At 38.1% G+C, this 25,954-nt stretch carries 24 protein-coding genes, 2 tRNA genes and 3 rRNA genes; 13 read left to right on the forward strand and 16 right to left on the reverse strand.

From position 1 onward, the window contains the following. Window positions 1-5: 5 nt before the first annotated feature. A complete protein-coding gene (locus tag ABVM52_RS13955; protein ID WP_405381521.1) occupies window positions 6-2,423 on the reverse strand; it encodes a TonB-dependent receptor in 2,418 nt (805 codons plus the stop codon). A gap of 122 nt (window positions 2,424-2,545) precedes the next feature. On the opposite strand from ABVM52_RS13955, the gene ABVM52_RS13960 reads away from it, so the two are divergent. Further along, window positions 2,546-3,538, forward strand: a complete 993-nt coding sequence (locus ABVM52_RS13960) for a helix-turn-helix domain-containing protein (RefSeq protein WP_405381523.1) — start codon at window positions 2,546-2,548, stop codon at window positions 3,536-3,538. 39 nt (window positions 3,539-3,577) lie between these two features. On the opposite strand, the gene ABVM52_RS13965 is transcribed toward ABVM52_RS13960, so the two are convergent. Further along, window positions 3,578-4,369: an HAD family hydrolase gene (locus ABVM52_RS13965; RefSeq protein WP_405381525.1), complete on the reverse strand. Its 792-nt coding sequence runs from the start codon at window positions 4,367-4,369 to the stop codon at window positions 3,578-3,580. Between the two features lie 91 nt (window positions 4,370-4,460). Between ABVM52_RS13965 and ABVM52_RS13970 the strand changes: the two genes are divergently transcribed. Then, entirely contained in the window at window positions 4,461-4,883 is a 423-nt protein-coding gene (locus tag ABVM52_RS13970; protein WP_405381527.1) for a secondary thiamine-phosphate synthase enzyme YjbQ, read from the forward strand. Between the two features lie 35 nt (window positions 4,884-4,918). Next, on the forward strand, window positions 4,919-5,197 hold the full coding sequence (locus ABVM52_RS13975; protein WP_405381529.1) for an EF-hand domain-containing protein: 279 nt from the start codon (window positions 4,919-4,921) through the stop codon (window positions 5,195-5,197). A gap of 36 nt (window positions 5,198-5,233) precedes the next feature. On the opposite strand, the gene rplT is transcribed toward ABVM52_RS13975, so the two are convergent. From rplT to thrS, 4 genes are all read right to left on the reverse strand, one after another. Continuing rightward, complete coding sequence (rplT, locus tag ABVM52_RS13980) at window positions 5,234-5,578, reverse strand: 50S ribosomal protein L20 (RefSeq protein ID WP_027064529.1); 345 nt, start codon at window positions 5,576-5,578, stop codon at window positions 5,234-5,236. Between the two features lie 100 nt (window positions 5,579-5,678). Continuing rightward, the gene (gene rpmI, locus ABVM52_RS13985; protein WP_047245905.1) at window positions 5,679-5,876 is read right to left on the reverse strand and encodes a 50S ribosomal protein L35; all 198 of its coding nucleotides are present in this window, start codon (window positions 5,874-5,876) and stop codon (window positions 5,679-5,681) included. A gap of 114 nt (window positions 5,877-5,990) precedes the next feature. After that, window positions 5,991-6,548, reverse strand: coding sequence for a translation initiation factor IF-3 (gene infC / locus ABVM52_RS13990; RefSeq protein ID WP_116770903.1), 558 nt, complete (start codon window positions 6,546-6,548; stop codon window positions 5,991-5,993). Between the two features lie 24 nt (window positions 6,549-6,572). After that, window positions 6,573-8,519: a threonine--tRNA ligase gene (gene thrS, locus ABVM52_RS13995; RefSeq protein ID WP_405381532.1), complete on the reverse strand. Its 1,947-nt coding sequence runs from the start codon at window positions 8,517-8,519 to the stop codon at window positions 6,573-6,575. Window positions 8,520-9,528: 1,009 nt separating this feature from the next. On the opposite strand from thrS, the gene ABVM52_RS14000 reads away from it, so the two are divergent. The 6 genes from ABVM52_RS14000 (at window position 9,529) to ABVM52_RS14025 (ending at window position 15,612) form a co-directional block, all read left to right on the forward strand. Next, window positions 9,529-11,059: ribosomal RNA gene (locus ABVM52_RS14000) — 16S ribosomal RNA — on the forward strand. Between the two features lie 182 nt (window positions 11,060-11,241). Next, a tRNA-Ile gene (locus tag ABVM52_RS14005) sits at window positions 11,242-11,315 on the forward strand. 159 nt (window positions 11,316-11,474) lie between these two features. Then, a tRNA-Ala gene (locus ABVM52_RS14010) sits at window positions 11,475-11,548 on the forward strand. A 214-nt stretch (window positions 11,549-11,762) separates the two neighbouring features. After that, a 23S ribosomal RNA gene (locus ABVM52_RS14015) occupies window positions 11,763-14,589 on the forward strand. A gap of 170 nt (window positions 14,590-14,759) precedes the next feature. Then, window positions 14,760-14,871 (forward strand): 5S ribosomal RNA (gene rrf, locus ABVM52_RS14020). Together the 16S, 23S and 5S rRNA genes with 2 tRNA genes alongside form the textbook arrangement of a ribosomal RNA operon. Before the next feature lie 108 nt (window positions 14,872-14,979). Further along, window positions 14,980-15,612 (forward strand): hemolysin III family protein, encoded by a 633-nt coding sequence (locus tag ABVM52_RS14025; RefSeq protein WP_405381534.1) that lies wholly within the window; start codon window positions 14,980-14,982, stop codon window positions 15,610-15,612. A gap of 23 nt (window positions 15,613-15,635) precedes the next feature. Here ABVM52_RS14025 and ABVM52_RS14030 read toward each other — a convergent pair whose 3' ends face one another. Beyond that, window positions 15,636-16,061: a DUF4268 domain-containing protein gene (locus ABVM52_RS14030; protein WP_405381536.1), complete on the reverse strand. Its 426-nt coding sequence runs from the start codon at window positions 16,059-16,061 to the stop codon at window positions 15,636-15,638. Then, window positions 16,062-16,733, reverse strand: coding sequence for a ZIP family metal transporter (locus ABVM52_RS14035; RefSeq protein WP_405381538.1), 672 nt, complete (start codon window positions 16,731-16,733; stop codon window positions 16,062-16,064). 94 nt (window positions 16,734-16,827) lie between these two features. Here ABVM52_RS14035 and ABVM52_RS14040 point away from each other — a divergent pair, with 94 nt between their 5' ends. Both ABVM52_RS14040 and ABVM52_RS14045 read left to right on the forward strand, forming a co-directional pair. Then, window positions 16,828-17,997 carry a class I SAM-dependent RNA methyltransferase gene (locus ABVM52_RS14040; protein ID WP_405381540.1) on the forward strand — a complete coding sequence of 390 codons (1,170 nt, stop codon included), beginning with the start codon at window positions 16,828-16,830 and terminating at the stop codon, window positions 17,995-17,997. Continuing rightward, window positions 17,994-18,224: a hypothetical protein gene (locus ABVM52_RS14045; RefSeq protein WP_405381542.1), complete on the forward strand. Its 231-nt coding sequence runs from the start codon at window positions 17,994-17,996 to the stop codon at window positions 18,222-18,224. The genes ABVM52_RS14040 and ABVM52_RS14045 overlap by 4 nt, the downstream gene beginning before the upstream one ends. Here ABVM52_RS14045 and ABVM52_RS14050 read toward each other — a convergent pair. From ABVM52_RS14050 to ABVM52_RS14065, 4 genes are all read right to left on the reverse strand, one after another. Continuing rightward, a complete protein-coding gene (locus tag ABVM52_RS14050) occupies window positions 18,219-18,986 on the reverse strand; it encodes a DUF6048 family protein (protein WP_405381544.1) in 768 nt (255 codons plus the stop codon). The genes ABVM52_RS14045 and ABVM52_RS14050 overlap by 6 nt on opposite strands. Then, window positions 18,967-19,473 carry a DUF6452 family protein gene (locus ABVM52_RS14055; protein WP_405381546.1) on the reverse strand — a complete coding sequence of 169 codons (507 nt, stop codon included), beginning with the start codon at window positions 19,471-19,473 and terminating at the stop codon, window positions 18,967-18,969. The genes ABVM52_RS14050 and ABVM52_RS14055 overlap by 20 nt, the downstream gene beginning before the upstream one ends. 1 nt (window position 19,474) lies before the next feature. Continuing rightward, the gene (rlmD, locus tag ABVM52_RS14060) at window positions 19,475-20,887 is read right to left on the reverse strand and encodes a 23S rRNA (uracil(1939)-C(5))-methyltransferase RlmD (RefSeq protein WP_405381548.1); all 1,413 of its coding nucleotides are present in this window, start codon (window positions 20,885-20,887) and stop codon (window positions 19,475-19,477) included. Window positions 20,888-21,067: 180 nt separating this feature from the next. After that, window positions 21,068-22,243 (reverse strand): mechanosensitive ion channel, encoded by a 1,176-nt coding sequence (locus tag ABVM52_RS14065; RefSeq protein WP_405381550.1) that lies wholly within the window; start codon window positions 22,241-22,243, stop codon window positions 21,068-21,070. A gap of 250 nt (window positions 22,244-22,493) precedes the next feature. Between ABVM52_RS14065 and rocD the strand changes: the two genes are divergently transcribed. Next, window positions 22,494-23,777, forward strand: a complete 1,284-nt coding sequence (rocD, locus tag ABVM52_RS14070) for an ornithine--oxo-acid transaminase (protein ID WP_405381552.1) — start codon at window positions 22,494-22,496, stop codon at window positions 23,775-23,777. Between the two features lie 54 nt (window positions 23,778-23,831). Here rocD and ABVM52_RS14075 read toward each other — a convergent pair whose 3' ends face one another. The 3 genes from ABVM52_RS14075 to ABVM52_RS14085 are packed head-to-tail and all read right to left on the reverse strand — an operon-like array spanning window position 23,832 to window position 24,827. Further along, on the reverse strand, window positions 23,832-24,131 hold the full coding sequence (locus ABVM52_RS14075; protein ID WP_405381554.1) for a CCC motif membrane protein: 300 nt from the start codon (window positions 24,129-24,131) through the stop codon (window positions 23,832-23,834). Further along, window positions 24,131-24,472, reverse strand: coding sequence for a CCC motif membrane protein (locus ABVM52_RS14080; RefSeq protein ID WP_405381556.1), 342 nt, complete (start codon window positions 24,470-24,472; stop codon window positions 24,131-24,133). The genes ABVM52_RS14075 and ABVM52_RS14080 overlap by 1 nt, the downstream gene beginning before the upstream one ends. 16 nt (window positions 24,473-24,488) lie before the next feature. Then, window positions 24,489-24,827, reverse strand: coding sequence for a DUF2752 domain-containing protein (locus tag ABVM52_RS14085; protein WP_405381558.1), 339 nt, complete (start codon window positions 24,825-24,827; stop codon window positions 24,489-24,491). A 26-nt stretch (window positions 24,828-24,853) separates the two neighbouring features. Between ABVM52_RS14085 and ABVM52_RS14090 the strand changes: the two genes are divergently transcribed. Continuing rightward, on the forward strand, window positions 24,854-25,396 hold the full coding sequence (locus ABVM52_RS14090) for a Smr/MutS family protein (RefSeq protein WP_405381560.1): 543 nt from the start codon (window positions 24,854-24,856) through the stop codon (window positions 25,394-25,396). Window position 25,397: 1 nt separating this feature from the next. On the opposite strand, the gene ABVM52_RS14095 is transcribed toward ABVM52_RS14090, so the two are convergent. Next, window positions 25,398-25,901 carry a hypothetical protein gene (locus ABVM52_RS14095; RefSeq protein ID WP_405381562.1) on the reverse strand — a complete coding sequence of 168 codons (504 nt, stop codon included), beginning with the start codon at window positions 25,899-25,901 and terminating at the stop codon, window positions 25,398-25,400. Between the last annotated feature and the right edge of the window lie 53 nt (window positions 25,902-25,954).

The raw sequence follows: 25,954 nt of genomic DNA on the forward strand, positions 1-25,954 counted from the left end.
AAAGATTAAAATTTATTAATTGCGTAATTTAATTTCAGATAAAAAGCTCTTCCTGGTTTCTGTACAGAAAGATTATCATACACAGGCTCGTCAAATAGATTTTTTATATCAAAACTTACTACAAACCTGTTGTTGGGGAACGCATAGCTAAACCCAATGTCTTGTGATAATTGTTGTGGAACTTTAAAAAATTCATCGCCTACAACGCCTTCTTCTTGCTGTGCTATGAATGAAAATTCATCTGTGAAATACACATTGTAAAACGCGTTTAGTCTAGATTTTTTTTGAATAAGGTTTTTAAAGGTATAACGTAAACCACCGTTCATAGTAAAAAATGGAGTGTTGGGCACATCAATTTCCATACCTTGGTTTTCAATTTGTAAGTCGAACTTTGAAATATTGAAGTTGAGACCAAAATTGTTATTGTACACGTAATTTAGTTGTGCATCTATTCCTTTGGATGTACCACTGCCTTGATTAACATAAACTATTAATTCATCATCTACATTTAAAGACGTTTCTATAGGTAAACCAATTCTATCTTTAATATTTCTTGTAAAGACATTGGTAGAAATGGTAAATGAATGTCTTTTGATATTAAAATTTCCAAACCTAAAACCTAGATTGTAATTGTTACTACTTTCAGGGTCAATACTGGAGTTCGCTACTACATTATCTCCGTCATTACCAAATATTTCAGTTTCATTAGGTAGGCGTATTGCTTTTTCTGCGGAGGTTAAAAGGGTGACGTTCGGCACAATTTCATAAGATGCCGCAAACCCATAACCGTTGTATTTTTTATTGCTACTGACAATTTCGTCTACAATAACATCATTTCCGTTTTCATCGGTTTCTATTGCAGGGTCAACACTAGTTGTTTTTTGTTGGTAATGCTTTCCAAATAAACTTGTTTTCAATCTATCGTCAAAGGCGGATAATTCGTAGGTAAGGGAATAGATGTTTTTTTTCAAATCTCTAGTGCCTACAAAAGTATTTTCCAATACAGATCTAAGGGCATCACTATCTTCTCTATCAATATAACTGTGTACATGGTTGGCAGATAGGGTATGATGGTCATTAATGGCGTAGGAAACCCCTGTTCTTATAGAGGCCACATTTCTTTTTATTTTTGCCAATGTTGGTCCGCCTTCTTGTTGTGAGCGCCATGTATATTGATATTCATTCCCTCTAAAATCAATAGCACGTTCACCGTACCAACTGTATGCCCATGATACCGTATCATTAACGGCACGGTTTCTTTTTCCATATAGACCATTAATGTTTACATCTAGCCCTTTGGTGAATAAATCTTTCTTTTGATACGTTAGGCTACCAAGTAGGGCGTCAGATTCTAAAAATCTACCTTTATAGGGTGTTATGGTCATAAATGCACCATGTTGCACTTCTTTATAATCATCCGATCCGGTAATGCCAACAAAAAATTGGTCTGCCCATGTAACATCTGTAAAGCCTATTTCTGCTCTTCCTCCGGTTGATCTGTAGGCATCATTGAACCTTCTTGCAGTAATTGATGTTTGTTGGCCTCCTAACCCTGTTACCTTTACACTACGACCGGAAACTTTGTAATCATTATCGGAATAGTTGTGAAATAGGGAAGCTTTGACTGTAAACCCAGATTTTTCAAAACGGTAAAGGCCGTTTGCACTAGCTTGTAGCGTGTTAAATGACCCGTAGGATACAGATGCATTGAAATTGGTTTTTGCATCATTATGCAGTATGATATTGATTGCTCCTCCCAATGCATCATCTGCCAAATGCCCCGGTACAACCCCTTTGTATACTTCAATGTTTTTTATCATTGAAGGAGGAATGCTGTTAAGATTGAACGAATTTCCGTAGGTTGAGATAGGTATGCCGTCAATAAATATTCTAACCGCGTTTCCAGATAAACCATTTAAGCTATAGGTTACTTCAGAACCCAAACCTCCATTTTGCCTTATTTTTACCCCAACGGTGGTGTTCAATAATTCGTTTGTTTGAATATTTCTTAAGCTGGCTTCTTCCGTTTTTATGGCATTTACGGCAAAACCTTTGGTTTCTATCTGTGTTTCTTTAGACTTTCCGTTAACATTGACTTCATCTAAATTTTCAACGCTCTCCTGTAAAGAGAAATTGACCGTTATATTCCTAGAGTCTTCGCTAATTTCAATAGCTTTTGATTGTGTGGTGTAACCTATGAAAGAGACAACGACATTGAATTTTCCTTGGGGAACATTATCGATTGTAAATTGTCCATTATTGTTCGTTAGTACCCCTAACTTTGATCCTTCAATTAAAACACTTGCAAATGGCAAGGGAGAGCCAGATTGGTCTTTAACGGTTCCTGAAACTGAATTCAAAACAACTTGAGAATGAGCAGCTACGAACAATAAAAGAAATATAACGGTATAGTAATTTTTCATTTGATAAAAAAGGTGACTATATTTATTAAGATTTAGTCTAAATAAATTAGTTTTGCAAATCTAAAACACGAATGTTCGGTGTAGTACCGTGAAAAGAATTTTTACATACGCATAAGGAAGTAATGATAAAAGGCAGCGAAAATGTTAAGAGACCTGTACTACATAAAAATATATGTACCAAAGACTTATTTAGGCGCTCTTATATAAATAATACGGTACAATACAACACCGTAGAAGTCTCCAATAAAGATGAAATAGCTTTTATAACCGGTATAGATTTTACTAAGAATAAATTACTTTTTGAGTTTGATTCTGAAATCCGGGTAAAGAGTGATGACCATTTAATAAAATTTCATTTTAGTTTAGAAGGGGAGTACTCTTATCAACCCTTAAGCCATATTAAATATTTGGTGCAGATACCTGAAAATCATTGTAATATGTTCTATTACCCATCCACTGAGGGTAGGGATATATTTTTTAAAAGTAACATTAAAGTTTTTGAGATATATGTAAAGCCAAAATTATTACAGAAACTTTTAGGTACTGATTTTGCTAACGGATTTGGTAAGTTACAAGATGCAATAGCCAATTCAAATTCCTTTGTTCTATGGGATAAAAGTAAATTTATACCTCCCCAGATACGAAGTTACATCAATGATATAATTCAATGTCCTTATACGGGTCAAGTCAGAAAAAAATACCTGGAAAGTAAATTAACTGTGTTATTGATTGATTTTTTAATGGGAAGGCATACGGCCAAAATCTCAAAGAACAACGTTAAGTTGCTTAATTCTGATTACTTAGCTCTGGTAAAGGTAGAGGCGCATATTCGAAAAAATTTAAAGGAGCCACTTAAAATTTTGGATTTAGCTGATATAGCCGGATTTAATACTACAAAATTAAAAAGAGATTTCAAGAAGGTATACGGTATGCCGGTATTTAAATATATTACTGCCTTGCGTATGGAATATGCTAAAAGTCTCATTACCCAAGACGGCGTTTCTATTGCCCATGCGGCTTATGAGGTAGGCTACGCAAACCCGCAACATTTTACAACGGCCTTTAAAAGGACAATGGGCTATTTGCCCAGTGAACTTAAACCGGCCGTGGAATAAAAGATTAATATTTTGTCAATATTGAATGTGTCAGTCGGGTTAGACCAATAATTTTAAAATGTGCTCTACACCGTCCTCATCATTACTTAGGGTGCTATAGGTTGCTGTTTTTTTAACGTTAGGGTGTGCATTGGCCATGGCGAAACCATAGTCGGATAAAGCAAGCATTTCCAAATCATTGTTGTAATCACCAAAAACAAGTAATTCGTCTGATTTAATTTGGTAGGTATTCATCAGTTTTTGTAGCGCAAAACCTTTATGGGCATTGTTGCTAGAAATATCTAACCAATTTTCTCCTGAGACTTTTACCTTTAGATTTTTTTCAAAATGTTTTACAAATGGATATATATGTTCTTCTGAACTATCAAAATGGTAAATGGCAATTTTTATGATTTCTGTATCTACATCCGTTAACTTATCCAAAATTTCAAAATCGGTGTAATATTCTTTAAGTTTCTGTGTAAATTCTATTGAATTTCCGGAAGTATAAGCGGTGTATTTTCCACAAAGAACCGCATGAATATTTGGTACTTGGTCAAGAGTATTTAAAATTTCGGTAATGTGATTATGTTGTAGCGGGGTAGTTAGTAATTCTGTTTCTTGTTTTTTTGCAAATCCTCCGTTTTCCGCTATAACAATGATATCATCCTTTATTGGTTGCAGTTTTTCTATAATACTGTTATACTGTCTTCCGCTAGCGGCAACAAAAATAATTCCTTTGGATTTTAGCTTTTCAAATAAAGTAAAAAACTGGTCGCTAACGGTATGGTCAGAATTTAAAAGGGTGCCATCCATATCTGTTACCACCATTTTAATCTTTGAAAAATCCATTCATTATATATTTAAATACAAAGATATTTCATGTAAGTTTAGAAATTGAACGAATACCAAAAGTTTTACGCTTTAATGATATAAAAGAATTATGAAACTGTTTCAAAAAGAATTGACTTTACCGGCCTATAAAAGAGGCTATCATATTATTACTCAAAATATTATCAATACGATGCCGGAGATTAAGCAAATAGACCAGGGTTTTATCCAAGTATTTATAAAACATACATCGGCTAGTTTAACAATTAATGAAAATGCAGATCCCACCGTTCGTGAAGATTTTGAAACGCATTTGAACATTGTGGTGCCGGAAAATGCTCCGTACTATAAACACGATTATGAAGGTTCAGATGATATGCCGGCCCACATCAAGGCATCTTTAATGGGGGCGTCAGTGCAATTACCAATAACTAACGGTAAACTTAATATTGGTATTTGGCAGGGCATTTATCTCTGTGAGCATAGGAACTATGCTTCCGGTAGAAACTTGGTCATGACTGTGTGGGGAGAATAGTTTTTTTGTTAACTTGAAAAGATAAAAATAGATTTATGACTACAGAGGAATCAATCCTGAATAAAATACAGATATTAATAACCAATCATTTTGCCAATCCTGAAATGGCCTTTAATTTTTTTGATGAAGATGATGATCAAAAACTGACAAAGAAAGAAATTGTACAATTATTAAAGGAGGCAGAAATTAGTGGGTTTTTACGTGGAATAGTTTCTTCCAAACTTATAGAGGGGTATGATAAAAATGGCGATGAGCTTATTGATTGGCAAGAGTTTAAAGCGGCCATAGCTAAAATTAAAAAATCCGATTCGTAAGAATCGGATTTTTCAAAAAGTGAGATTGTTATTAATTTATTTTACCTGATCTACAACCGCCTTAAAGGCATCTGGGTGGTTCATTGCTAAATCTGCAAGAACTTTTCTGTTAAGTTCTATATTATTAGCTTTTACTTTCCCCATAAATTGAGAGTAGGACATTCCATGTTGTCTGGCACCTGCATTAATACGGGTAATCCATAATGAACGGAATGTTCTTTTCTTATTTCTTCGGTCTCTATAAGCATATAACATTGCTTTTTCAACCGCGTTTTTAGCTACTGTCCAAACGTTTTTACGTCTTCCAAAGTAACCTTTGGCTTGCTTCATCACCTTTTTTCTTCTGGCTCTTGAAGCTACTGCATTTACTGATCTTGGCATTTTCTTAAATTTGTTTTTGTAGTAGGCGCCCTTTATATTTTAAGGAACTTTTATTGCCTAACTCCATGGTTAATAATTTTACCTTGTTAAAGAACTTAAATTACTTTAAACGTAATTGTTCTTTAATGCTGTTAACGTCATGTTGGTGAACCAATGTATCATGAGTTAAAGCAAGCTTACGCTTTTTGGACTTTTTCGTTAGAATGTGACTCTTAAAGGCGTGCTTTCTTTTAATTTTACCGGTACCTGTAAGCTTAAAACGCTTCTTGGCACTGGATTTAGTTTTCTGTTTAGGCATTTTCCTAATTTATTTAATTATCTCACTTTGCATGCTAAACGCTACTTACAATGCAAGTAGCGCTCAGTATTTTTTATAGTTTCGGTTTTTTTAATATAAACCGATTCAATATCATTATTTTCCTTTGGACTTTGGAGCTATGAACATGGTCATTCGCTTACCTTCCAATTTTGGCATTTGTTCTACCTTGCCCAATTCTTCCAATTCAGAAGCTAATCTTAATAATAAAATTTCTCCTTGGTCTTTATAAACTATAGAACGACCTTTAAAGAAAACATACGCTTTTAATTTTGCTCCTTCCTTTAGGAATTTTTCCGCATGCTTCTTCTTAAACTCATAATCATGGTCATCCGTATTAGGTCCAAACCTTATCTCTTTAACGACAACTTTAGAAGCTTTCGCTTTCATTGCCTTGTCTCTTTTCTTTTGTTCGTATAAAAACTTTTTATACTCCATAATTTTACAAACAGGAGGGTCTGCTTTTGGGGATATCTCCACCAAATCCAAACCTAATTCTTCTGCTTTCTCAAGAGCCTGAGGAAAAGGATATACACCTACTTCAACATTGTCACCTACCAACCTAACTTTAGGGGCCGTAATCTTTTCATTAATATTATGGGGATTCTTATTTTCCCTTCTAGGTTGTGGTCTAAATCTTTTACGTATTGCTATGACTTAAATATTTTTAGTTAAACTTTATTCTTTAAACGACTTTAAGGTACTATTTATTTCTTTGTTAACCAAGTCTGTAAACATAGTAACGCTGATTGCTCCTAAATCTTCACCTCCATGTTTTCTTACGGAAATGGTATTTGCAGCTTCGTCGCTTTCCCCTACAATTAGCATAAACGGCACTTTGCTCATTTCTGCTTCTCGTATTTTTTTACCGATGGTTTCATTTCTACTATCGATAAGGGCGCGAATTTCGTTATTTTCTAGGGATTTTAAAACTTTTTCAGCATATATTTCATGTTTCTCGCTAACAGGAAGAATTATAGCTTGTTCTGGGGTTAACCATAATGGGAAATTTCCTCCAGTATGCTCTAATAATAATGCTATAAATCTTTCCATACTTCCAAATGGCGCCCTATGAATCATTACTGGTCTATGTAGCTCATTGTCACTACCTTTATAGGTAAGGTCAAATCGTTCTGGTAAGTTGTAATCTACCTGTATGGTACCTAACTGCCATTGTCTTCCTAAGGCGTCTTTTACCATGAAATCCAATTTCGGACCGTAAAAAGCAGCTTCACCTGGTTCTACGATAAAATCCAATCCTTTTTCTTTCGCAGCATTGATTATTGCCTGTTCTGCTTTTTCCCAATTTTCAACGGAGCCTATATACTTGTCCGGGTTATCCAAATCACGAACCGATACTTGGGCCGTAAAGTTTTCAAAACCTAATGAACCTAATACATATAAGGATAGGTCAATTACATTTTTGAACTCTTCATCTAATTGCTCAGGTGTACAGAAAATATGTGCATCATCCTGAGTAAATCCTCGTACACGTGTTAATCCGTGTAATTCACCACTTTGCTCATATCTATAAACTGTTCCAAACTCTGCAAAACGCTTGGGCAATTCTCTATAGCTGAACGGTTTTGAATTGTATATTTCACAGTGATGGGGGCAGTTCATTGGTTTCAACAAAAATTCCTCGTCTTCTTTTGGGGTGTGTATAGGTTGAAAACTGTCTTCTCCATATTTTGCATAGTGGCCAGAGGTAACATACAATTCTTTTTGTCCTATATGTGGGGTAACCACCATTTCATAACCCGCTTTTTTCTGTGCTTTCTTTAAAAAGTTTTCAAGTCGCTCTCGTAAAGCGGCACCTTTTGGTAACCATAGTGGTAAACCTTGACCAACTTTTGGTGAAAAGGTAAATAATTCCAATTCTTTACCTAGTTTTCTATGGTCTCGTTTTTTTGCTTCTTCCAAAAGCGCTAAGTATTCAGTAAGCTCTTTTTGTTTAGGAAAAGAGATCCCATATATACGGGTAAGTTGAGTATTGTTTTCGTTGCCTCTCCAATATGCACCTGCCACACTTAGAATTTTAATGGCTTTTACAATGCCCGTGTTAGGTATGTGTCCGCCTCTACATAAATCTGTAAATGTATCGTGATCACAAAATGTTATGGTGCCATCTTCAAGATTTTCAATTAATTCAACCTTGTATTCATTGCCTTGTTCTTTATAAAAGGAAAGAGCGTCTGCTTTTGATACCGCTCTCATTTTATAATCATGTTTTCCACGGGCTATTTCCAAGGCTTTCTTTTCTATTGAGGCAAAATCTTTTTCTGATATGGAGCCATTAGGTAAATCAACATCATAATAGAATCCATTTTCAATTGCAGGTCCTATAGTTAATTTAACGCCTGGGTATAACTCTTCAATAGCCTGCGCTACAATATGTGAAGTGGAATGCCAAAAAGCTGTCTTCCCTTCCTTATCGTTCCAAGTATAAAGGACCAAACTGCCATCTGACTCTAGAGGGGTTGTGGTTTCAACGGTGGTATTATTGAATTTTGCCGAAATAACATTACGGGCCAAACCTTCGCTAATGCTTTTGGCTACTGCCATTGGTGTTGTGCCTTGTTCAAATTCCTTAACTGAGCCATCTGGCAATGTAATCTTGATCATGTAGTGTAAATATTTTCAGGTACCAAAGATACTATGTTGTATTCATGTCCACAATAGTATAAGGTTATGTTTTGGCGATACTATCTATACGGTTGTCTATTTTGTATAGGGGGGATAACACCTTAATTATATAGGTAGGGCTTTTAAGTCTATAGGAGTAGATTATTTTTACGGCTGTTTTGGTATGATGCAACTTTTTTTATCCTGTAAGTGATGTATAAGGTTAGGTATTATAGGTTGATGAACATGTTAATGGTGATTTTGTGCAAAATGGCCTGATGTTGAGGTCAATTTTCAATTTCAAATTGATTTAAGCTATCATAAAGCGGTTATAATTGTTTGATTCATTTAGTTGATTTACTGGCCTAGTCTGGAATTTCTTTTCCTAGTGGGCAATGGACCTTTTTCCAACCTGTTGTGTTTATGTAAGTTAGCTCGCCGTTAAGCGGACCGGTAAGGTGTAATCTTCGGGCTGTCAACATGTTATGTGTTTTTCCGGTTTCCGTTATATTTTTTGTGATGGTAAAGTTCAGTAAATCAGCGGGGTAGATATGGGCTTAAAAAAATCGTCATTTTTTTTAAAAAAAGCCTTGCAGGTTTGGAAATAGGGTGTACATTTGCAGCCCGCTAACGATTAAGATTACGGTCTTGACAAGTGGCCGGGGCAAGTTCATAAAAATGTTGATTTAACGGGCCGGGAAATAAAATTTTATTTTTTTTCTCAAAGTAGTTGTCAGGTTAAAAAACAGTTGTATATTTGCACCCGCTTAGGGAAACACCTAAGGGAAAACGAAGCTAAGAAGTCGAAGGATTGAATGGCGGAGTGGATGGAAGTTCATTGAAATATTGTGGAGATTTAAGAATCGAGTTCAGGTGAGGACCTGGGCGAGAGGAACAAGAATTAAGAAACATACGAATATAGTATACCGCGAGGTATATATAATGAATTGAATCGAGAGTCGGGGCCGGGAAAGATTTTGGTTTCGTTGGGACGAATATATACAGAACAACGATGAAGAGTTTGATCCTGGCTCAGGATGAACGCTAGCGGCAGGCCTAACACATGCAAGTCGAGGGGCAGCGGGGAAAAGCTTGCTTTTCCGCCGGCGACCGGCGCACGGGTGCGCACCGCGTATGGAACCTGCCTTGTACAGGGGAATAGCCTTTGGAAACGAAGATTAATGCCCCATTGTACCATGATCCGGCATCGGGACATGGTTAAAGCCCTCGGGCGGTACGAGATGGCCATGCGTCCCATTAGCTGGTTGGTAAGGTAACGGCTTACCAAGGCTACGATGGGTAGGGGCCCTGAGAGGGGGATCCCCCACACTGGTACTGAGACACGGACCAGACTCCTACGGGAGGCAGCAGTGAGGAATATTGGACAATGGAGGAGACTCTGATCCAGCCATGCCGCGTGCAGGAAGAATGCCCTATGGGTAGTAAACTGCTTTTATACGGGAAGAAAAAGAGCTACGTGTAGCTTACTGACGGTACCGTAAGAATAAGGACCGGCTAACTCCGTGCCAGCAGCCGCGGTAATACGGAGGGTCCGAGCGTTATCCGGAATTATTGGGTTTAAAGGGTCCGTAGGCGGGCAGCTAAGTCAGGGGTGAAAGTTTGCAGCTCAACTGTAAAATTGCCTTTGATACTGGTTGTCTTGAGTTATAGTGAAGTTGCCGGAATATGTAGTGTAGCGGTGAAATGCATAGATATTACATAGAACACCGATTGCGAAGGCAGGTGACTAACTATCGACTGACGCTGATGGACGAAAGCGTGGGGAGCGAACAGGATTAGATACCCTGGTAGTCCACGCCGTAAACGATGGATACTAGCTGTCCGGGGCCTTGAGTCCTGGGCGGCCAAGCGAAAGTGATAAGTATCCCACCTGGGGAGTACGTTCGCAAGAATGAAACTCAAAGGAATTGACGGGGGCCCGCACAAGCGGTGGAGCATGTGGTTTAATTCGATGATACGCGAGGAACCTTACCAGGGCTTAAATGCATATTGACAGGGTCAGAGATGACTTTTCCTTCGGGCAATTTGCAAGGTGCTGCATGGTTGTCGTCAGCTCGTGCCGTGAGGTGTCAGGTTAAGTCCTATAACGAGCGCAACCCCTACCGTTAGTTGCCAGCATGTCATGATGGGGACTCTAACGGGACTGCCGGTGCAAACCGTGAGGAAGGTGGGGATGACGTCAAATCATCACGGCCCTTACGTCCTGGGCCACACACGTGCTACAATGGCAGGTACAGAGAGCAGCCACGTCGCAAGGCGGAGCGAATCTATAAAACCTGTCACAGTTCGGATCGGGGTCTGCAACTCGACCCCGTGAAGCTGGAATCGCTAGTAATCGGATATCAGCCATGATCCGGTGAATACGTTCCCGGGCCTTGTACACACCGCCCGTCAAGCCATGGAAGCCGGGAGTGCCTGAAGTCCGTCACCGTAAGGAGCGGCCTAGGGCAAGATCGGTAACTAGGGCTAAGTCGTAACAAGGTAGCCGTACCGGAAGGTGCGGCTGGAACACCTCCTTTCTAGAGATTGTCCTTTTAAGGACGGTCCCTGGCGAAACGAAGAATTGGAACCACGGTCCCGGTCTTTTGGTTTAATAACAGTTTCTTTAAATGAATGTTCGAATATGAGATCTCCATAATCATGATATATAAGTAATTGCTTTTTCGATAAGGTATTTATACTGGAAGGAAGGAGTAGGGACAGTCCCATAGCTCAGCTGGTTAGAGCGCTACACTGATAATGTAGAGGTCGGCAGTTCGAGTCTGCCTGGGACTACAAAAGGAAAGGGTGCCCGTTGGGCGTTACGTTCATATATTGAAATATTGAAGGAAATTTTAGAAGTTGGTTAAGACCAGTTTACAGTACGCAGTATGCGGTACGCAGTACAACAGCATAAAAACTGATTACTGTTTGCTGATCATCGGCAACTGGAACGGGGGATTAGCTCAGCTGGCTAGAGCGCCTGCCTTGCACGCAGGAGGTCATCGGTTCGACTCCGATATTCTCCACTGGGCGATGCCCAGGGATAATTTATTTTATCTCTAAGTATCGCGGATGAGAAAGATAGGTATTCAATTGCCTGTCGTGGCTCACGACAACGTTCATTGACATATTGGAACAGGAGGTAATACATTTAGGTGTATTATCGACTAAAAAAGAAAGAAACACGAATCTTTATTAAGTAAAGAGTACGAATTAAGAATAGAATAGATTAAAGATCTGGCGACAAGCTGGAAAAGGGCGTATGGGGAATGCCTAGGCTCTCAGAGGCGAAGAAGGACGTGATAAGCTGCGAAAAGCTACGGGGATCGGCACACACGATATGATCCGTAGATATCCGAATGGGGCAACCCACTATATTGAAGATATAGTATCCGCAAGGAGGCAAACCCGGGGAACTGAAACATCTAAGTACCCGGAGGAGGAGAAAACAAAAGTGATTCCGATAGTAGCGGCGAGCGAAATCGGATTAGTCCAAACCGTACATGTTCCGGCATGTGCGGGGTTGTAGGACCACGACATTCGAGGTGTAATGAACTAGAACGCTTTGGAAATAGCGACCATAGAGGGTGATAGTCCCGTATAGGCAAAGAGCATTAAGATAGTGGTATCCTGAGTAGTGCGGGGCACGTGAAACCCTGTATGAATCCGGCGGGACCATCCGCCAAGACTAAATACTCCTGAGAGACCGATAGTGAACCAGTACCGTGAGGGAAAGGTGAAAAGAACCGTGAATAACGGAGTGAAATAGATCCTGAAACCATACGCTTACAAGCGGTCGGAGCCCATATGGGTGACGGCGTGCCTTTTGCATAATGAGCCTACGAGTTACTTTTACTAGCAAGGTTAAGGACTTCAGGTCCGGAGCCGTAGCGAAAGCGAGTCTTAATAGGGCGCCATAGTTAGTAGTAGTAGACGCGAAACCGTGCGATCTACCCATGGGCAGGTTGAAGCTGTGGTAACACATAGTGGAGGACCGAACCCGTTGACGTTGAAAAGTCTTGGGATGACCTGTGGGTAGGGGTGAAAGGCCAATCAAGCTCGGAAATAGCTCGTACTCCCCGAAATGCATTTAGGTGCAGCGTGTAGATAGTTTTATAGAGGTAGAGCTACTGATTGGATGCGGGGGCTTCACCGCCTACCAATTCCTGACAAACTCCGAATGCTATAAAATGTTTCTGCGCAGTGAGGGCATGGGTGCTAAGGTCCATGTCCGAGAGGGAAAGAACCCAGATCACCGGCTAAGGTCCCAAAGTATATGCTAAGTTGATATAACGCGGTGGAACTGCATTGACAGCCAGGATGTTGGCTTGGAAGCAGCCATTCATTTAAAGAGTGCGTAACAGCTCACTGGTCGAGCGGTTCCGCATGGATAATAATCGGGCATAAGCATATCACCGAAGCCGTGACTTTGTATTTATACAAGGGGTAGGGGAGCATTGTAACAGCGTCGAAGGCGTACCTGCGAGGGATGCTGGAGCGGTTACAAACGAAAATGTAGGCATAAGTAACGATAATGCGGGCGAGAAACCCGCACGCCGAAAGACCAAGGTTTCCCCAGCTATGCTAATCAGCTGGGGGTCAGTCGGGACCTAACGCGAACCCGAAGGGGATAGTGGATGGACAACAGATTAATATTTCTGTACCTGCTCACGCTAAAAGTGACGGAGGCGAGAAGTTGGTGCGTACAGACGGAATTGTACGTTGAAGGGAGCGGTAACGCCCCGATAGTACACCGAGGCCACGGCCAAGGTGATAATCCAGCATATCGACTTCCAAGAAAAGCGAGTGAAGCAGCCCGTACCGTAAACCGACACAGGTGGTTGGGATGAGTATTCTAAGGCGCTCGAGAGATTCATGGCTAAGGAACTAGGCAAAATAGACCCGTAACTTCGGGAGAAGGGTCGCCCCCTTATGGGGGGCCGCAGTGAAGAGGTCCAGGCGACTGTTTATCAAAAACACAGGGCTCTGCAAAATCGAAAGATGACGTATAGGGCCTGACACCTGCCCGGTGCTGGAAGGTTAAGAGGAGATGTCAGCTTCGGCGAAGCATTGAATTGAAGCCCCAGTAAACGGCGGCCGTAACTATAACGGTCCTAAGGTAGCGAAATTCCTTGTCGGGTAAGTTCCGACCTGCACGAATGGTGCAACGATCTGGACACTGTCTCGGCCATGAGCTCGGTGAAATTGTAGTATCGGTGAAGATGCCGGTTACCCGCAGTGGGACGAAAAGACCCCGTGCACCTTTACTATAGCTTCGTATTGACCTTGGTCAAGCAATGTGTAGGATAGCTGGGAGACTTTGAAGCCGCATCGCCAGGTGTGGTGGAGTCATTGTTGAAATACCAGCCTTTGCTTGTCCGGGGCCTAACCCTCTTACGAGGGAACAGTGCGTGGTGGGTAGTTTGACTGGGGTGGTCGCCTCCAAAAGAGTAACGGAGGCTTCTAAAGGTGCCCTCAATACGGTTGGCAATCGTGTGTAGAGTGCAATGGCACAAGGGCGCTTGACTGGGAGACATACAGGTCGATCAGGTTGGAAACAAGAGCATAGTGATCCGGTGGTTCCGCATGGAAGGGCCATCGCTCAAAGGATAAAAGGTACGCCGGGGATAACAGGCTGATCTCCCCCAAGAGCTCATATCGACGGGGGGGTTTGGCACCTCGATGTCGGCTCGTCACATCCTGGGGCTGGAGAAGGTCCCAAGGGTTGGGCTGTTCGCCCATTAAAGTGGCACGCGAGCTGGGTTCAGAACGTCGTGAGACAGTTCGGTCTCTATCTACTGCGGGCGTTAGAAATTTGAGTGGATCTGACTCTAGTACGAGAGGACCGAGTTGGACCGACCGCTGGTGCACCAGTTGTTCCGCCAGGAGCATCGCTGGGTAGCTATGTCGGGATGGGATAAGCGCTGAAAGCATATAAGCGCGAAACCCGCCACAAGATGAGATTTCTTTAAAGGGCCGTGGGAGATGACCACGTCGATAGGCTATAGGTGGAAGGGCGGTAACGTCCGTAGCCGAGTAGTACTAATTGCCCGTCAGGCTTGCGCATACGCTCGTCCCGTTCCTATGAACGGGGCGGACGACGATCTTTAACCTCTTTCTTTTTATACCGAAACATACTTTTATATTATAAGTGCTTCTTTCCTTTTTGGGATCCTGTTCCATTGATGTCAACGATATTGCGGCGAAGGCCGCGGTCGGGAATCCCCGATCCAAAACTTAGGTGGCCATGGCGACGGGGCCCACCCCTTACCATTCCGAACAGGGAAGTTAAGACCGTTTGCGCCGATGGTACTGCTATACCAAGTGGGAGAGTAGGTAGCCGCCTTTTTCGAAAGCCCCTTACAGTAATGTAAGGGGCTTTTTTTATGGAATATATTTTGGTTCAATGAATCTTTCCATAATTTTAATAGTATTAAAAGACTAATTCAAAATTCATATGCCATCTCTAAAATTATTGGATAAAGAGGAAAGGTTTAATGCAATTTCCCACGGTTTGGGTGCCGTATTGGCGTTGGTAGGTATGTTGGTATTAGTTGCCAATAACACCAATAAATCTGCATATGCAACCTTTGGTATCCTTATTTATAGTGTCTCATTAATAAGTATGTTGATGGTTTCAACTGTTTATCATGCTATTAGTGCAAGGGTTTGGAAGTTACGCATGAGAATTTTGGATCATATAAATATTTATTATCTCATAGCAGGTACATTTACTCCTGTGGCATTGATAACATTGGTAGATGGAAATGGATGGCTTATTTTCTTTACCGTATGGGGTATTGCCGCTATTGGGACTATATTAAAATTATTTTTTACCGGTAAATTTGAAATAATTTCTTTGTTATTGTACCTAGCAATGGGTTGGTTAATAGTATTTGATTTTCAAAATTTAGTTGATAATATTTCTAATATGGGAATGCAATTACTTATGCTAGGCGGGCTTTTCTATACCATTGGTATTCTATTCTATGCAGTGAGAAGGATACCCTACAATCATTTTATTTGGCATCTTTTTGTCCTTGGTGGAGCCATTAGTCATTGGTTTTTTATTTATCTAGATGTTATTTAATAAAATGAGTCTGGCTAGCTGTATTAGGATTCTATAAAGTCTTTATACTCTTGGTAGAATTTTTCTATTTCTAGCATATTACTGTACAAAAACTCCATAGTTTCTTTCCATGTTGCTTTATTATGAATAGATACTTTATTTAATTCAACATAAATTCTGGAAATCTCTTTTTGATTTTTAAGAATATAAAAATCTTCAAAATTTGCATCAGCAAGAAATTCATCAATCAAAATTGATTTCAATGCTATTAATTTATCCCATACTTTAATTCTTTGTTCAAAATCTGAATCTACATCAATTGAGACAATTGCCATTTTTACGTCAAAATGAAATTTAAAGGTTAACCCTTTTATACCAGTTTTATATAATGTCCATTTATACGGGTATGATTTACCAAAAGATATCCAAAATTCTTCACGTAATTTTCTTGATTCTTCTTTACTGAACATTTATAAAAAATATGCAAGGATGATTCCTAAAATTATAACCAAAAGTTTGTGAAGATTAAATTTATGCCCTTCAGAACTTTCAAATAAGATTACAGTTGATATATGCAATAGTACACCAATTACCAAAGCATGCAAATAGATTGCATACGTAGTAAGCAATGTTACATTGTGTGATAAAAAAGTACCTAACGGAGTCATAACCGAAAAAAGTACCATAAAAAGGCCTGCATATAATGGTTTTATTTTTGAGTTCAAAAGGAATATGCTCAGGATAATGGCAATTGGTATTTTATGGATCAAAATACCATATATGATATTATCATTGGCTTCTATTGGCAAACCTTCCAATAAGGAATGAAGACTAAGACTAAAAAAAAGAAGCCATGGAAATTGTAAACTATCATTTGAAATATGTACATGACCATGTTCAGCACCTTTGGAAAAAAATTCCAGAAATATTTGAAAGAGAATACCCAGCATAATAAATACCCCTATAGTCTTTGTATCGGGATTGGTATAAACTTCGGGTAGCATTTCAAAAATGGTCAAAGCTAACAAAAATGCGCCGCTAAATGCCAATAGTAATTTAAAGTATTCGTTTTTTTTGGGTTTGGCTATTACTACAAATATAAAGCTCAACAATACTCCCAAAATGGGCAATAGGTAGATCATGTAAATGCTGGTTTGGCTTTAATTAAAGGAATTAGGACTTTAATTAATCTTGCATCAAAATTAGCGTATTTTTGCGGTACGAGAAAAGAAGGATATGGGTAATAATTTTAAGATGGTCGCTAAGACCTTGTTCGGGTTTGAAGAACTACTATCAAAGGAACTTAGAAATCTTGGTGCAAGTAATGTAGTGGAAGGGGTAAGGAATGTGTCTTTTGAAGGTGATACAGGTTTTATGTACAAGGCTAACCTTTGTTTAAGAACCGCCATTAAAATCATTAAGCCCATCCATTCTTTTTATGTCAGGGATGAGAATGATCTATACAAGAAAATTTATGCCATGGAATGGACTGATTATCTTTCTGTTTCTGAAACTTTTGCGATAGATACAACCATTCATTCCGATAATTTTACCCATTCACTTTACGTCTCTCAAAAAGCTAAAGATGCCATAGTGGATAAATTTAGGGATACGGATGGGACAAGACCAGATGTAGACGTTAAAGATCCGGATTTAAGAATAAATATTCATATCCATAATAATGAATGTAATGTTTCTTTAGATAGTTCTGGGTATTCATTGCACAAAAGGGGATACCGAACTGCAACCAATATTGCCCCAATTAATGAAGTGCTTGCCTCTGGTTTGATTTTATTGAGTGGTTGGGACGGTCAATGTGATTTTATGGACCCTATGTGCGGTAGTGGTACCATGCTTACAGAAGCGGCAATGATTGCTTGTAACATACCTGCCAATATTAATAGAAAAGGTTTTGCTTTTGAAAAATGGCCAGATTTCGATGATGAACTGTTCGAGAAAATTATTGATGCTAGTTTAAAGAAAACCAGGGAGTTTCATCATAAAATTTTAGGGTATGACAAAGCTCCATCAGCAGTAAGAAAAGCTCAGGACAATATTGAGAATGCCAATCTTGAAGAATATATAACTGTAGAAAGAAAAGATTTCTTTAAAACAACCAAGCAAACGGAAGGAACGCTGCATATGTGTTTTAATCCGCCTTATGGAGAACGTTTGGATATAGAGATGGAAAATTTTTACAGTGCCATTGGTGATACCTTAAAACAAGGATATCCTGGAACCAATGCTTGGTTTGTAACCAGTAATTTGCCAGCTTTAAAATTTGTGGGATTGCGACCTTCAAGAAAGATAAAAGTATTCAATAGCCATTTAGAGTCTCGCTTGGTAAAATATGAGATGTATGAGGGGAGTAAAAAAGCTAAGTATCAAAAAAGAAATGAAGAATGAAGCCTAAATTCAAAGTTTTAATATTTAATTTTTTGGCCTTTGCGTTACTCTTTGTGATGTTTCGTTATATCTTACATTTGGCCTTGACAATTCAACCGCTTTATATGTCTTTAATAGCGGCAATAACAGCTTCTGTTTTGGCTCCAAAATTTGCAGTTGCAAAAATTGAAGGGCACCAGAGAATTGTTATGAAATGGGTTTTTATAAAGGGTTATAAAGTGTTATAATTCGCCGCTAGACTGTTCTTCAGTTGGTGTATTTGTAGATGCTTTTTTCTTCTTTTTATAAAAAGGTAGTACATATGAAATACTGTAATTATACCCAACACCAAAACGGCTGCCATCTGTAACTTTGTTAAATCCTGGTATATACAAATTAGGAAACCTGTCATTTTCTTTTTGGGACAATATAATTCCTAATCTAATGCTGGCCCCTAGGTAAAAGTTTTTGAACATTTCTACCTTAGTCCCAAATACACCTTCTAGCCAAGTAGCGGAAAGCCCTGAAAAATTTTCTGGTGTCATAGAACCATTTGGAAAGTCTTCTGAACTCCAATAGCGGTTAGTATCAAAATACTGATAATTGTTAAGGGTGTTTTCAAAAGTACTGAAGGCTAACCTTCCACCTATATAAATCATATTTTGTTCACCGTACCAATTGGCATAATTATTTTTATCCACACCAACTTTTATATAACTACCTGAGGTGGTAAAATTATATAAATCTTCCTGTTTGGTCTTTTCTTCATTACCTATTTCTGCAGCTATGTATAAATTTTGGGTTAACCTGTAATCTGCAATCAATTCCAAGCCTTTATAATTATCATCCAAGGATGTTCTTAGGATTCTACTTAAATCTACACCTAGGCGCAAACCATAAGATTGCTGATATGTAATAGAATCTTTTTGGTTGAGATCTATGGGCTTGTCCTGGCTATAGGCCGTGTAGCTGCATAAGACAATAAGAAGACTAATGAAATATCTTGACATGGGTAGAATCTGAATTGATTACTTGAGTTCTTGTTACTTCTATATCCTGTATCCAATTATCGGAATCTATTGTTGTATTTGCCTGCAATTCATCATAATTTACAATAAAGCCACAACCCCTGGATAAAAAGTCTTCCATACGTTGATAAGAAAAGTTTACCGTATCAATATTTCCCGTTTCAAACCCTTCGTCATTGTCAGCGGAACTGTTGATCATAATAAAACTGGTCATGTCAACATCTGTTTTAAGCGGTATGGAGATGGTGCTAAGAGCAGTTCTATCTGCAACTGTGTTTACGGTGACATTCTGACCAACTCCTACTACTCTTAACGTAGGTACATTTTTTATTGCAGTTGTATCTGAAATGTTATAAAACTCTATGACCAATAGTGGCGTATCGCCCTCTACACAAATATCATCTTTTTCGCATGATGATATCGCAATGATACCTATGAAGCACAGAATTACTATATGTAGCCTTCTCATCCTAAATTTTCTTTTCTAAAAGTACAACATTTTCTACGTGATGAGTTTGCGGAAACATATCTACAGGTTGAACCTTGATAATGTTGTACATTTCTTTCATCAATTCTAAATCTCTAGCTTGGGTAGCACTATTACAGCTAACATACACTACTTTTTTAGGCGCAATGTTTAAAATTTGTTGAACAACATCTTTATGCATTCCATCACGTGGTGGGTCAGTAATTATAACATCGGGAACACCGTTTTGAGCTATAAACTGTTCGTTAAAAACATTTTTCATGTCCCCAACAAAAAAGTCTACGTTTTTAATTGCATTTCTTTCTGCATTGGCCTTGGCATCTAAAATAGCTTCTGGAACAGATTCAATACCAACAACCTTCTTTGCTTTTTTTGATACAAATTGTGCTATGGTTCCCGTGCCTGTGTAAAGGTCATACACCAATTCATCACCTTTTAAATCGGCAAAATTTCTGGTGATTTTGTAAAGCTCATAAGCCTGCTTGGAGTTGGTTTGATAAAAGGACTTTGCATTGATTTTAAACTTGAGTCCTTCCATTTCCTCAAAAATATGATCTCTTCCAGAAAAACAGATGATTTCTTGATCATAAATAGTATCGTTCTGCTTAGGGTTTATTACATATAACAAAGATGTTATCTCTGGGAACGTAGTTGTTAAATGGTTCAATAAAAGCTCTCTCTTCTCCTTGTCATTTTCAAAAAATTGCACCAATACCATTATCTCGCCAATAGATGATGTTCTTAGCATTAACGTGCGTAACATACCATATTGGTTTCTTGGGTTGAAAAAGGTTAATCCGTTTTCAATAGCAAATCTTTTTGTTTCTAACCGAATAGCGTTTGAAGGGTCTTTTTGAAGATGACATTTTTTAATGTCCAATATTTTATCCCACATACCTGGTATGTGAAAGCCTAAAGCATTTTTATCATCGATTTGCTTGTCAGATTGAATTTCATCTAGGGTAAGCCAACGACTATCGGAAAATGAAAATTCCATCTTATTTCTGTAGAAATACTGTTTCTCAGAACCTAAAATCGGCGTCATTTCCGGTAAATCTAAATGGCCGATTCTTTTAAGATTGTTCTCTACTTCTTTTTGTTTGTAGAATAGTTGATGCTTGTAGCCCATATCTTGCCACTTGCAACCTCCACAGACATTAAAATGTTGACAAACTGGATCTACCCTTTTATCTGAAAGGGAGTGAAAATTAATTGCTGTGCCCTCAAAATATGCTTTTCGCTTTTTAGTGGTTTGTACATCTACCACATCACCGGGTACAGTGTTGTTCAAGAAAATAACCCTGCCATCTGGGGCCTTACCAATAGTTTTACCTTTTGCAGCTGCATCGGTCACTAAAACATTTTCAAAAACCAGTCGCTTTTTCTTTTTTCGCATGTGGCAAAAGTAAGCATCCCGTTGCATTTATTATAACTAATAAGTACTGTTGACTTGTTATATTTAGTTAAAAAAGATGTTGAATATTGTAATGCACAGGTTTGGGTTTTCCTAAAAATAAAAGTCAGGAATATCGTTTAGAAAGATTTCCTGACTTTTATATTTTATTTGGTAGAAAAACTATTGTTTCTTTTTGTTGAATTTATTTAAAATTCTCTCCATTTGTTTACCCGCAGCTTCTCTTCCGCCTAAGCCAAAAGATAGTGCAATGGTTACTGCAATGGTACCTAATGTAATACCAAAGGCCATGTTTATGATGTCGTCACCAATGCCCATGGTTTTAAGACCCATCGCTAAGAAAATAGCTAAAATGCACATTCTTACTATCGACGCTACAAAAAGATTATTTTCATCTTTGGCCATTGTTTTGTGAGCCGTTGATGCAATCCAATTACCTATGATCAATATAACCAGCCCAAATAGAATATTTCCTGAAACCCCAACCAAGGTTTCTAATACATTTGTTAGTTTTTCAAATTCTAATTTTTCCAGTGCGGTAATAATCCCAAAAAGAACAATGAAAAAGTAAACCACGTTACCAATTAATTTTGCAAGATTGGTTTTAGACGAAATACTGCTTAAGTTCATTTTATTAACTATGCCATCTAAATTTAAACTCTCTAATAAATCGGTTATTAAGCCAGCAACAAATTTACCTCCAATTACAAAAATGAGTAGAATTAGTACTGCAACAATTATTTTAGGGATGGCATTGAAAAATTGTTCTAACATATGTGTTGCAGGAACAGAAATGGCATCCATATTTAAAATATTAAGGGCATTGATCAATAATGGAATGAATATAAAAATGAAAACGACTTTTTTAAGTATGTTCACTAAATCTAAATTCTCTGGTAATTTTAATTTAGGAACAAAGCTTTGTATGGTTTCACCAGAAAGCCCAACAAGTTCAGAAACTATAGTTGCTAACATATAACCAATATAACCTACTAAACCTGCACCTACAATATTAGGTATGTAATCTGTAAACCCATTAAGTAAATTTTTGACCGGATCTAAAACACTTCTCATACCCAGTTTTTCTAGCGCAAGCATGAAAACAAAAATCATGATAAAGAAGTAAACCAGTTTCCCAATAAAGGAAGATAGTACAACTTTGCCCGTTCCAAGTTTGTTATCTACATTGGTTTTTTTGATTAGTTTGGTAATGAGCCTTTTTAAAAATCTGGCAATAAACCAGCCAATAATAAGTATTAGTATGGCACCAATAGTAGTTGGTAAAAAATCGCCAACTGAGTTTGAAAGGCTTGTCATAATGTTCTCTAAATAGTTCATAATGTTCTTTTTATAGTTAATAGGTTATATTTATTAAGACACATTTTTTAGATAGTAGTCACATTATTTGGTAGTTCAAAGGTTCTTATAGGTTTTATGGTGATTCAAAAAAGATTATTTATTAAGTTTGTAATTCTACAGGATGATTTCTCTCCCACGCTGAATTTTCGCCCCGATAGCTTTATCGGGATCTGAAAGGAAAAAGGTATAGAAGGAATTGCTAAAGTTTTATTTAAAGTAATTTTTTATCATGTCAATTTTAGAAAACATCACATCTTCTGAAGATGCAATTGCATTGGAAGATAAACACGGAGCACACAATTATCACCCACTACCTGTTGTATTGAGCAGGGGGGAAGGTGTTTATGTATGGGACGTTGAAGGCAAACAGTATTTTGATTTTCTATCTGCATATTCTGCAGTAAACCAAGGTCATTGCCACCCAGTTATTGTAGACGCTATGGTGGAACAGGCCAAAACACTTTCTTTGACTTCAAGGGCTTTTTATAATGATATGTTGGGTAAGTATGAGAAATACGCTACCGAAACTTTTCATTTTGATAAGCTGTTACCTATGAATACAGGTGCCGAAGCTGTTGAAACGGCTTTAAAAATTTGTAGAAAATGGGCTTACGAAGAAAAAGGTATTGCAGAGAACAATGCTGAGATTATTGTTTGTGAAAACAATTTTCATGGTCGTACCACTACAATTATATCCTTTTCTAATGATCCGGTAGCTCGTAAAAATTTTGGACCGTATACAGACGGGTTCATTAAAATAGAGTACGACAATTTAGAAGCACTTGAAGAAGTTTTAAAATCTAATGATAATGTAGCAGGATTTCTTGTGGAACCAATACAAGGTGAAGCAGGGGTTTATGTACCTTCTGAAGGATATTTAAGTGGTGCAAAAGCATTATGTGAAAAGTATAATGTTTTGTTCATTGCCGATGAAGTACAGACAGGTATTGCGCGTACCGGACGTTTACTTGCCACATGTGGTAATTGTTCTTGTCCAGATAAGCATTGTAGCGGTACTCCTGAAATTAAACCAGATATCCTAATTTTAGGTAAAGCCTTGTCTGGTGGCGCATATCCGGTATCAGCAGTATTGGCCAATGACAATATTATGGGAGTTATTCGCCCAGGAAATCACGGGAGTACGTTTGGAGGGAACCCTATTGCTGCAGCTGTGGGCATGGCCGCCTTAGGAGTTGTTAAAGATGAAAAACTTGCGGAAAACGCGTATAATCTAGGTGAAATTTTCAGGGAAAAATTAAACGAGTTCATTCCAACGTGCGATCTTGTTAAAAGTGTAAGGGGTAAAGGACTTTTGAACGCCATTCTTATTAATGATACGGAAGAAAGTTCTACCGCATGGGATATTTGTATGGCATTAAAGGAAAATGGTTTGCTTGCCAAACCAACTCACGGTAATATCATAAGGTTTGCTCCACCGTTGGTTATGACTAAAGAACAACTTTTAGAATGTGTTGCAATTATTATTAAAACACTGCAAGAGTTTAAAAACTAGAAATAAAAAATCCCCGATGTAATATCGGGGATTTTTTTATTTAAATACTAGTTGTTATTGAAAATCAGCCGTTGCAAAAAATGCAATGATGAGCCCAAAATAAATAATGGTGAGTATTAATAATATTACAGAAAGGGCCAGACCTATATAAGACAGTATCTTACCTGTCTGTATATTATCATATCCACTGTAATTGCCAGGATTGGCTTCATGGAATGCCTTTGCTTTTTTAGCATAATTCAACCCAATGAAACTGAAAATAGCACCAAATGGACCACAGCAAAAAAGTGTCAAAACTATAGATAGTATGCCAAATGTCAATGCATTGCTAGAACCTGGAATTTTTTCTTCCATTATTGGTTGTTTAATAATTCATTCATACGCTCTTGAATAAGTTCTTGGTCTTGGCTCATGACAACATCCCAGCCTATCCACATAATAAATCCAATCATGAACAATAAAAATAAAATGTTCAGGACCAAACCAATAATAGAGACCAGTTTTGCTGTTTTAAGGGCTGAATAATTTGTGTAGTCATTAGGATTGGCCTTATAGACCTTAGAGGTATTCATTGCCAATATTAATCCTATGATACTTAGGATAAGCCCTAGGATACCATAACACCAACATAGTATAATAGATGCAATGCCAAGTACTAATATCAACGTAACATTGGGTAATTTTTGTTGTTCCATAATTTTAAAGGTTTAGTTAGATAAATTTTAATATATAATTGGTCAATATAAAACCTACGGTACTTACCATAAGTATTATCGTAATAGTATTTGAATGTTTAATGGGATAAAACTTATTGATGCCCAAAAAGACAAACAAGGCTAACATAGGATAAATAGCCGGATACATTAAAAAGGCGGAAATAAATTCCCCCTTAATTAAAAATAACAACGAACGTTGCAATCCGCACCCAGGGCAATCAACCCCAAGCAACTGTTTAGTAAAGCAGGGAAGCATAAAGTTTTCTAATGCTAAAAAAAGAATTAATGCCTTGAGGCGCATCTGTAAATAAATTAATAGTCGGAAAATTACCATTATTTTTGTGTATACAAAACAAAAACATGTCTCAATTTCAGATAGGTGATACTGTAGAAACCATTGATGATGTCATTAAAGGAAAGGTAAATGCTATTCATGGCAATAACATTACAATTATTAGTGATGATGGTTTTCCTTTGGTGTATGCACCCCATGAACTTGTTTTGATTGCTGATGAAATCCGGGTATCCAATTATGAAATTGCCCGCATAAAAAAAGAAAAAGAACTACCAAAGAAAAGAAAGACGGCAGTGGTTAGGCCCAAGGAGCGCAACGCCCCTAAGATGGAAGTTGATTTGCATATCAACCAATTGGTAAAGAATCCAAAACAAATGGATAATTACGCCATGCTAAACCTGCAATTGGAAACAGCAAAACGGCAGTTAGATTTTGCCATTGGTAAACGCATACAGAAAGTTGTCTTTATTCACGGGGTAGGAGAAGGTATTCTAAAAGAGGAACTACGCTACTTGTTCAACAAATATGATAATATTAAATATTATGACGCGGAGTATCAAAAATACGGTCTTGGCGCAACAGAGGTTTATATCTATCAGAATCCTTAAACTATCCGCCTGTAGTTACTACGCCAAATTCATTGATCTGTAAATCCGTAATTCTACTACCATTTTCATTTACAAAGGTAATACCGCTTAATTTAATGGTGTGCGTAAAGGTTACGTCATCTGTGGTTGTAGTGCTAATGGCTACGGTACCACCTTCTGCCTCAATTTCTTCAATTACCGTTGGCGTCAGTGGCGGCGGTGCATCACAGAAATATGCACTTGTTACGGATTCTGAAAAAATACGGTAGCTCACTTGTGAATTACTCGGAACGGCACTTTCCCTATCGGTTGTTGTTACTTCATTTTTCAATAGTCCGCTCGCTAAAGTAATTATCAATGATTCATCACCATTAATCTTAAAGACCACGTTAGTGGAGGAGGTGGATAGGGTGCCACAATTTTGCACATCGGTTACGCTGTCAAAGTCCACTGTTTCTATTTGAAGATCGCCATCATCACAGGCCAAGAATAAAAACAAGCAACCAATTAAAAGGTATTTTTTCATACTTCAAATTTAATTTAAAAATTATAAACCCATGGAAAGCGCGCCCTCCATTT

This window comes from Maribacter sp. LLG6340-A2, from assembly GCF_045057105.1.
Taxonomy (GTDB): Bacteria; Bacteroidota; Bacteroidia; order Flavobacteriales; family Flavobacteriaceae; genus Maribacter.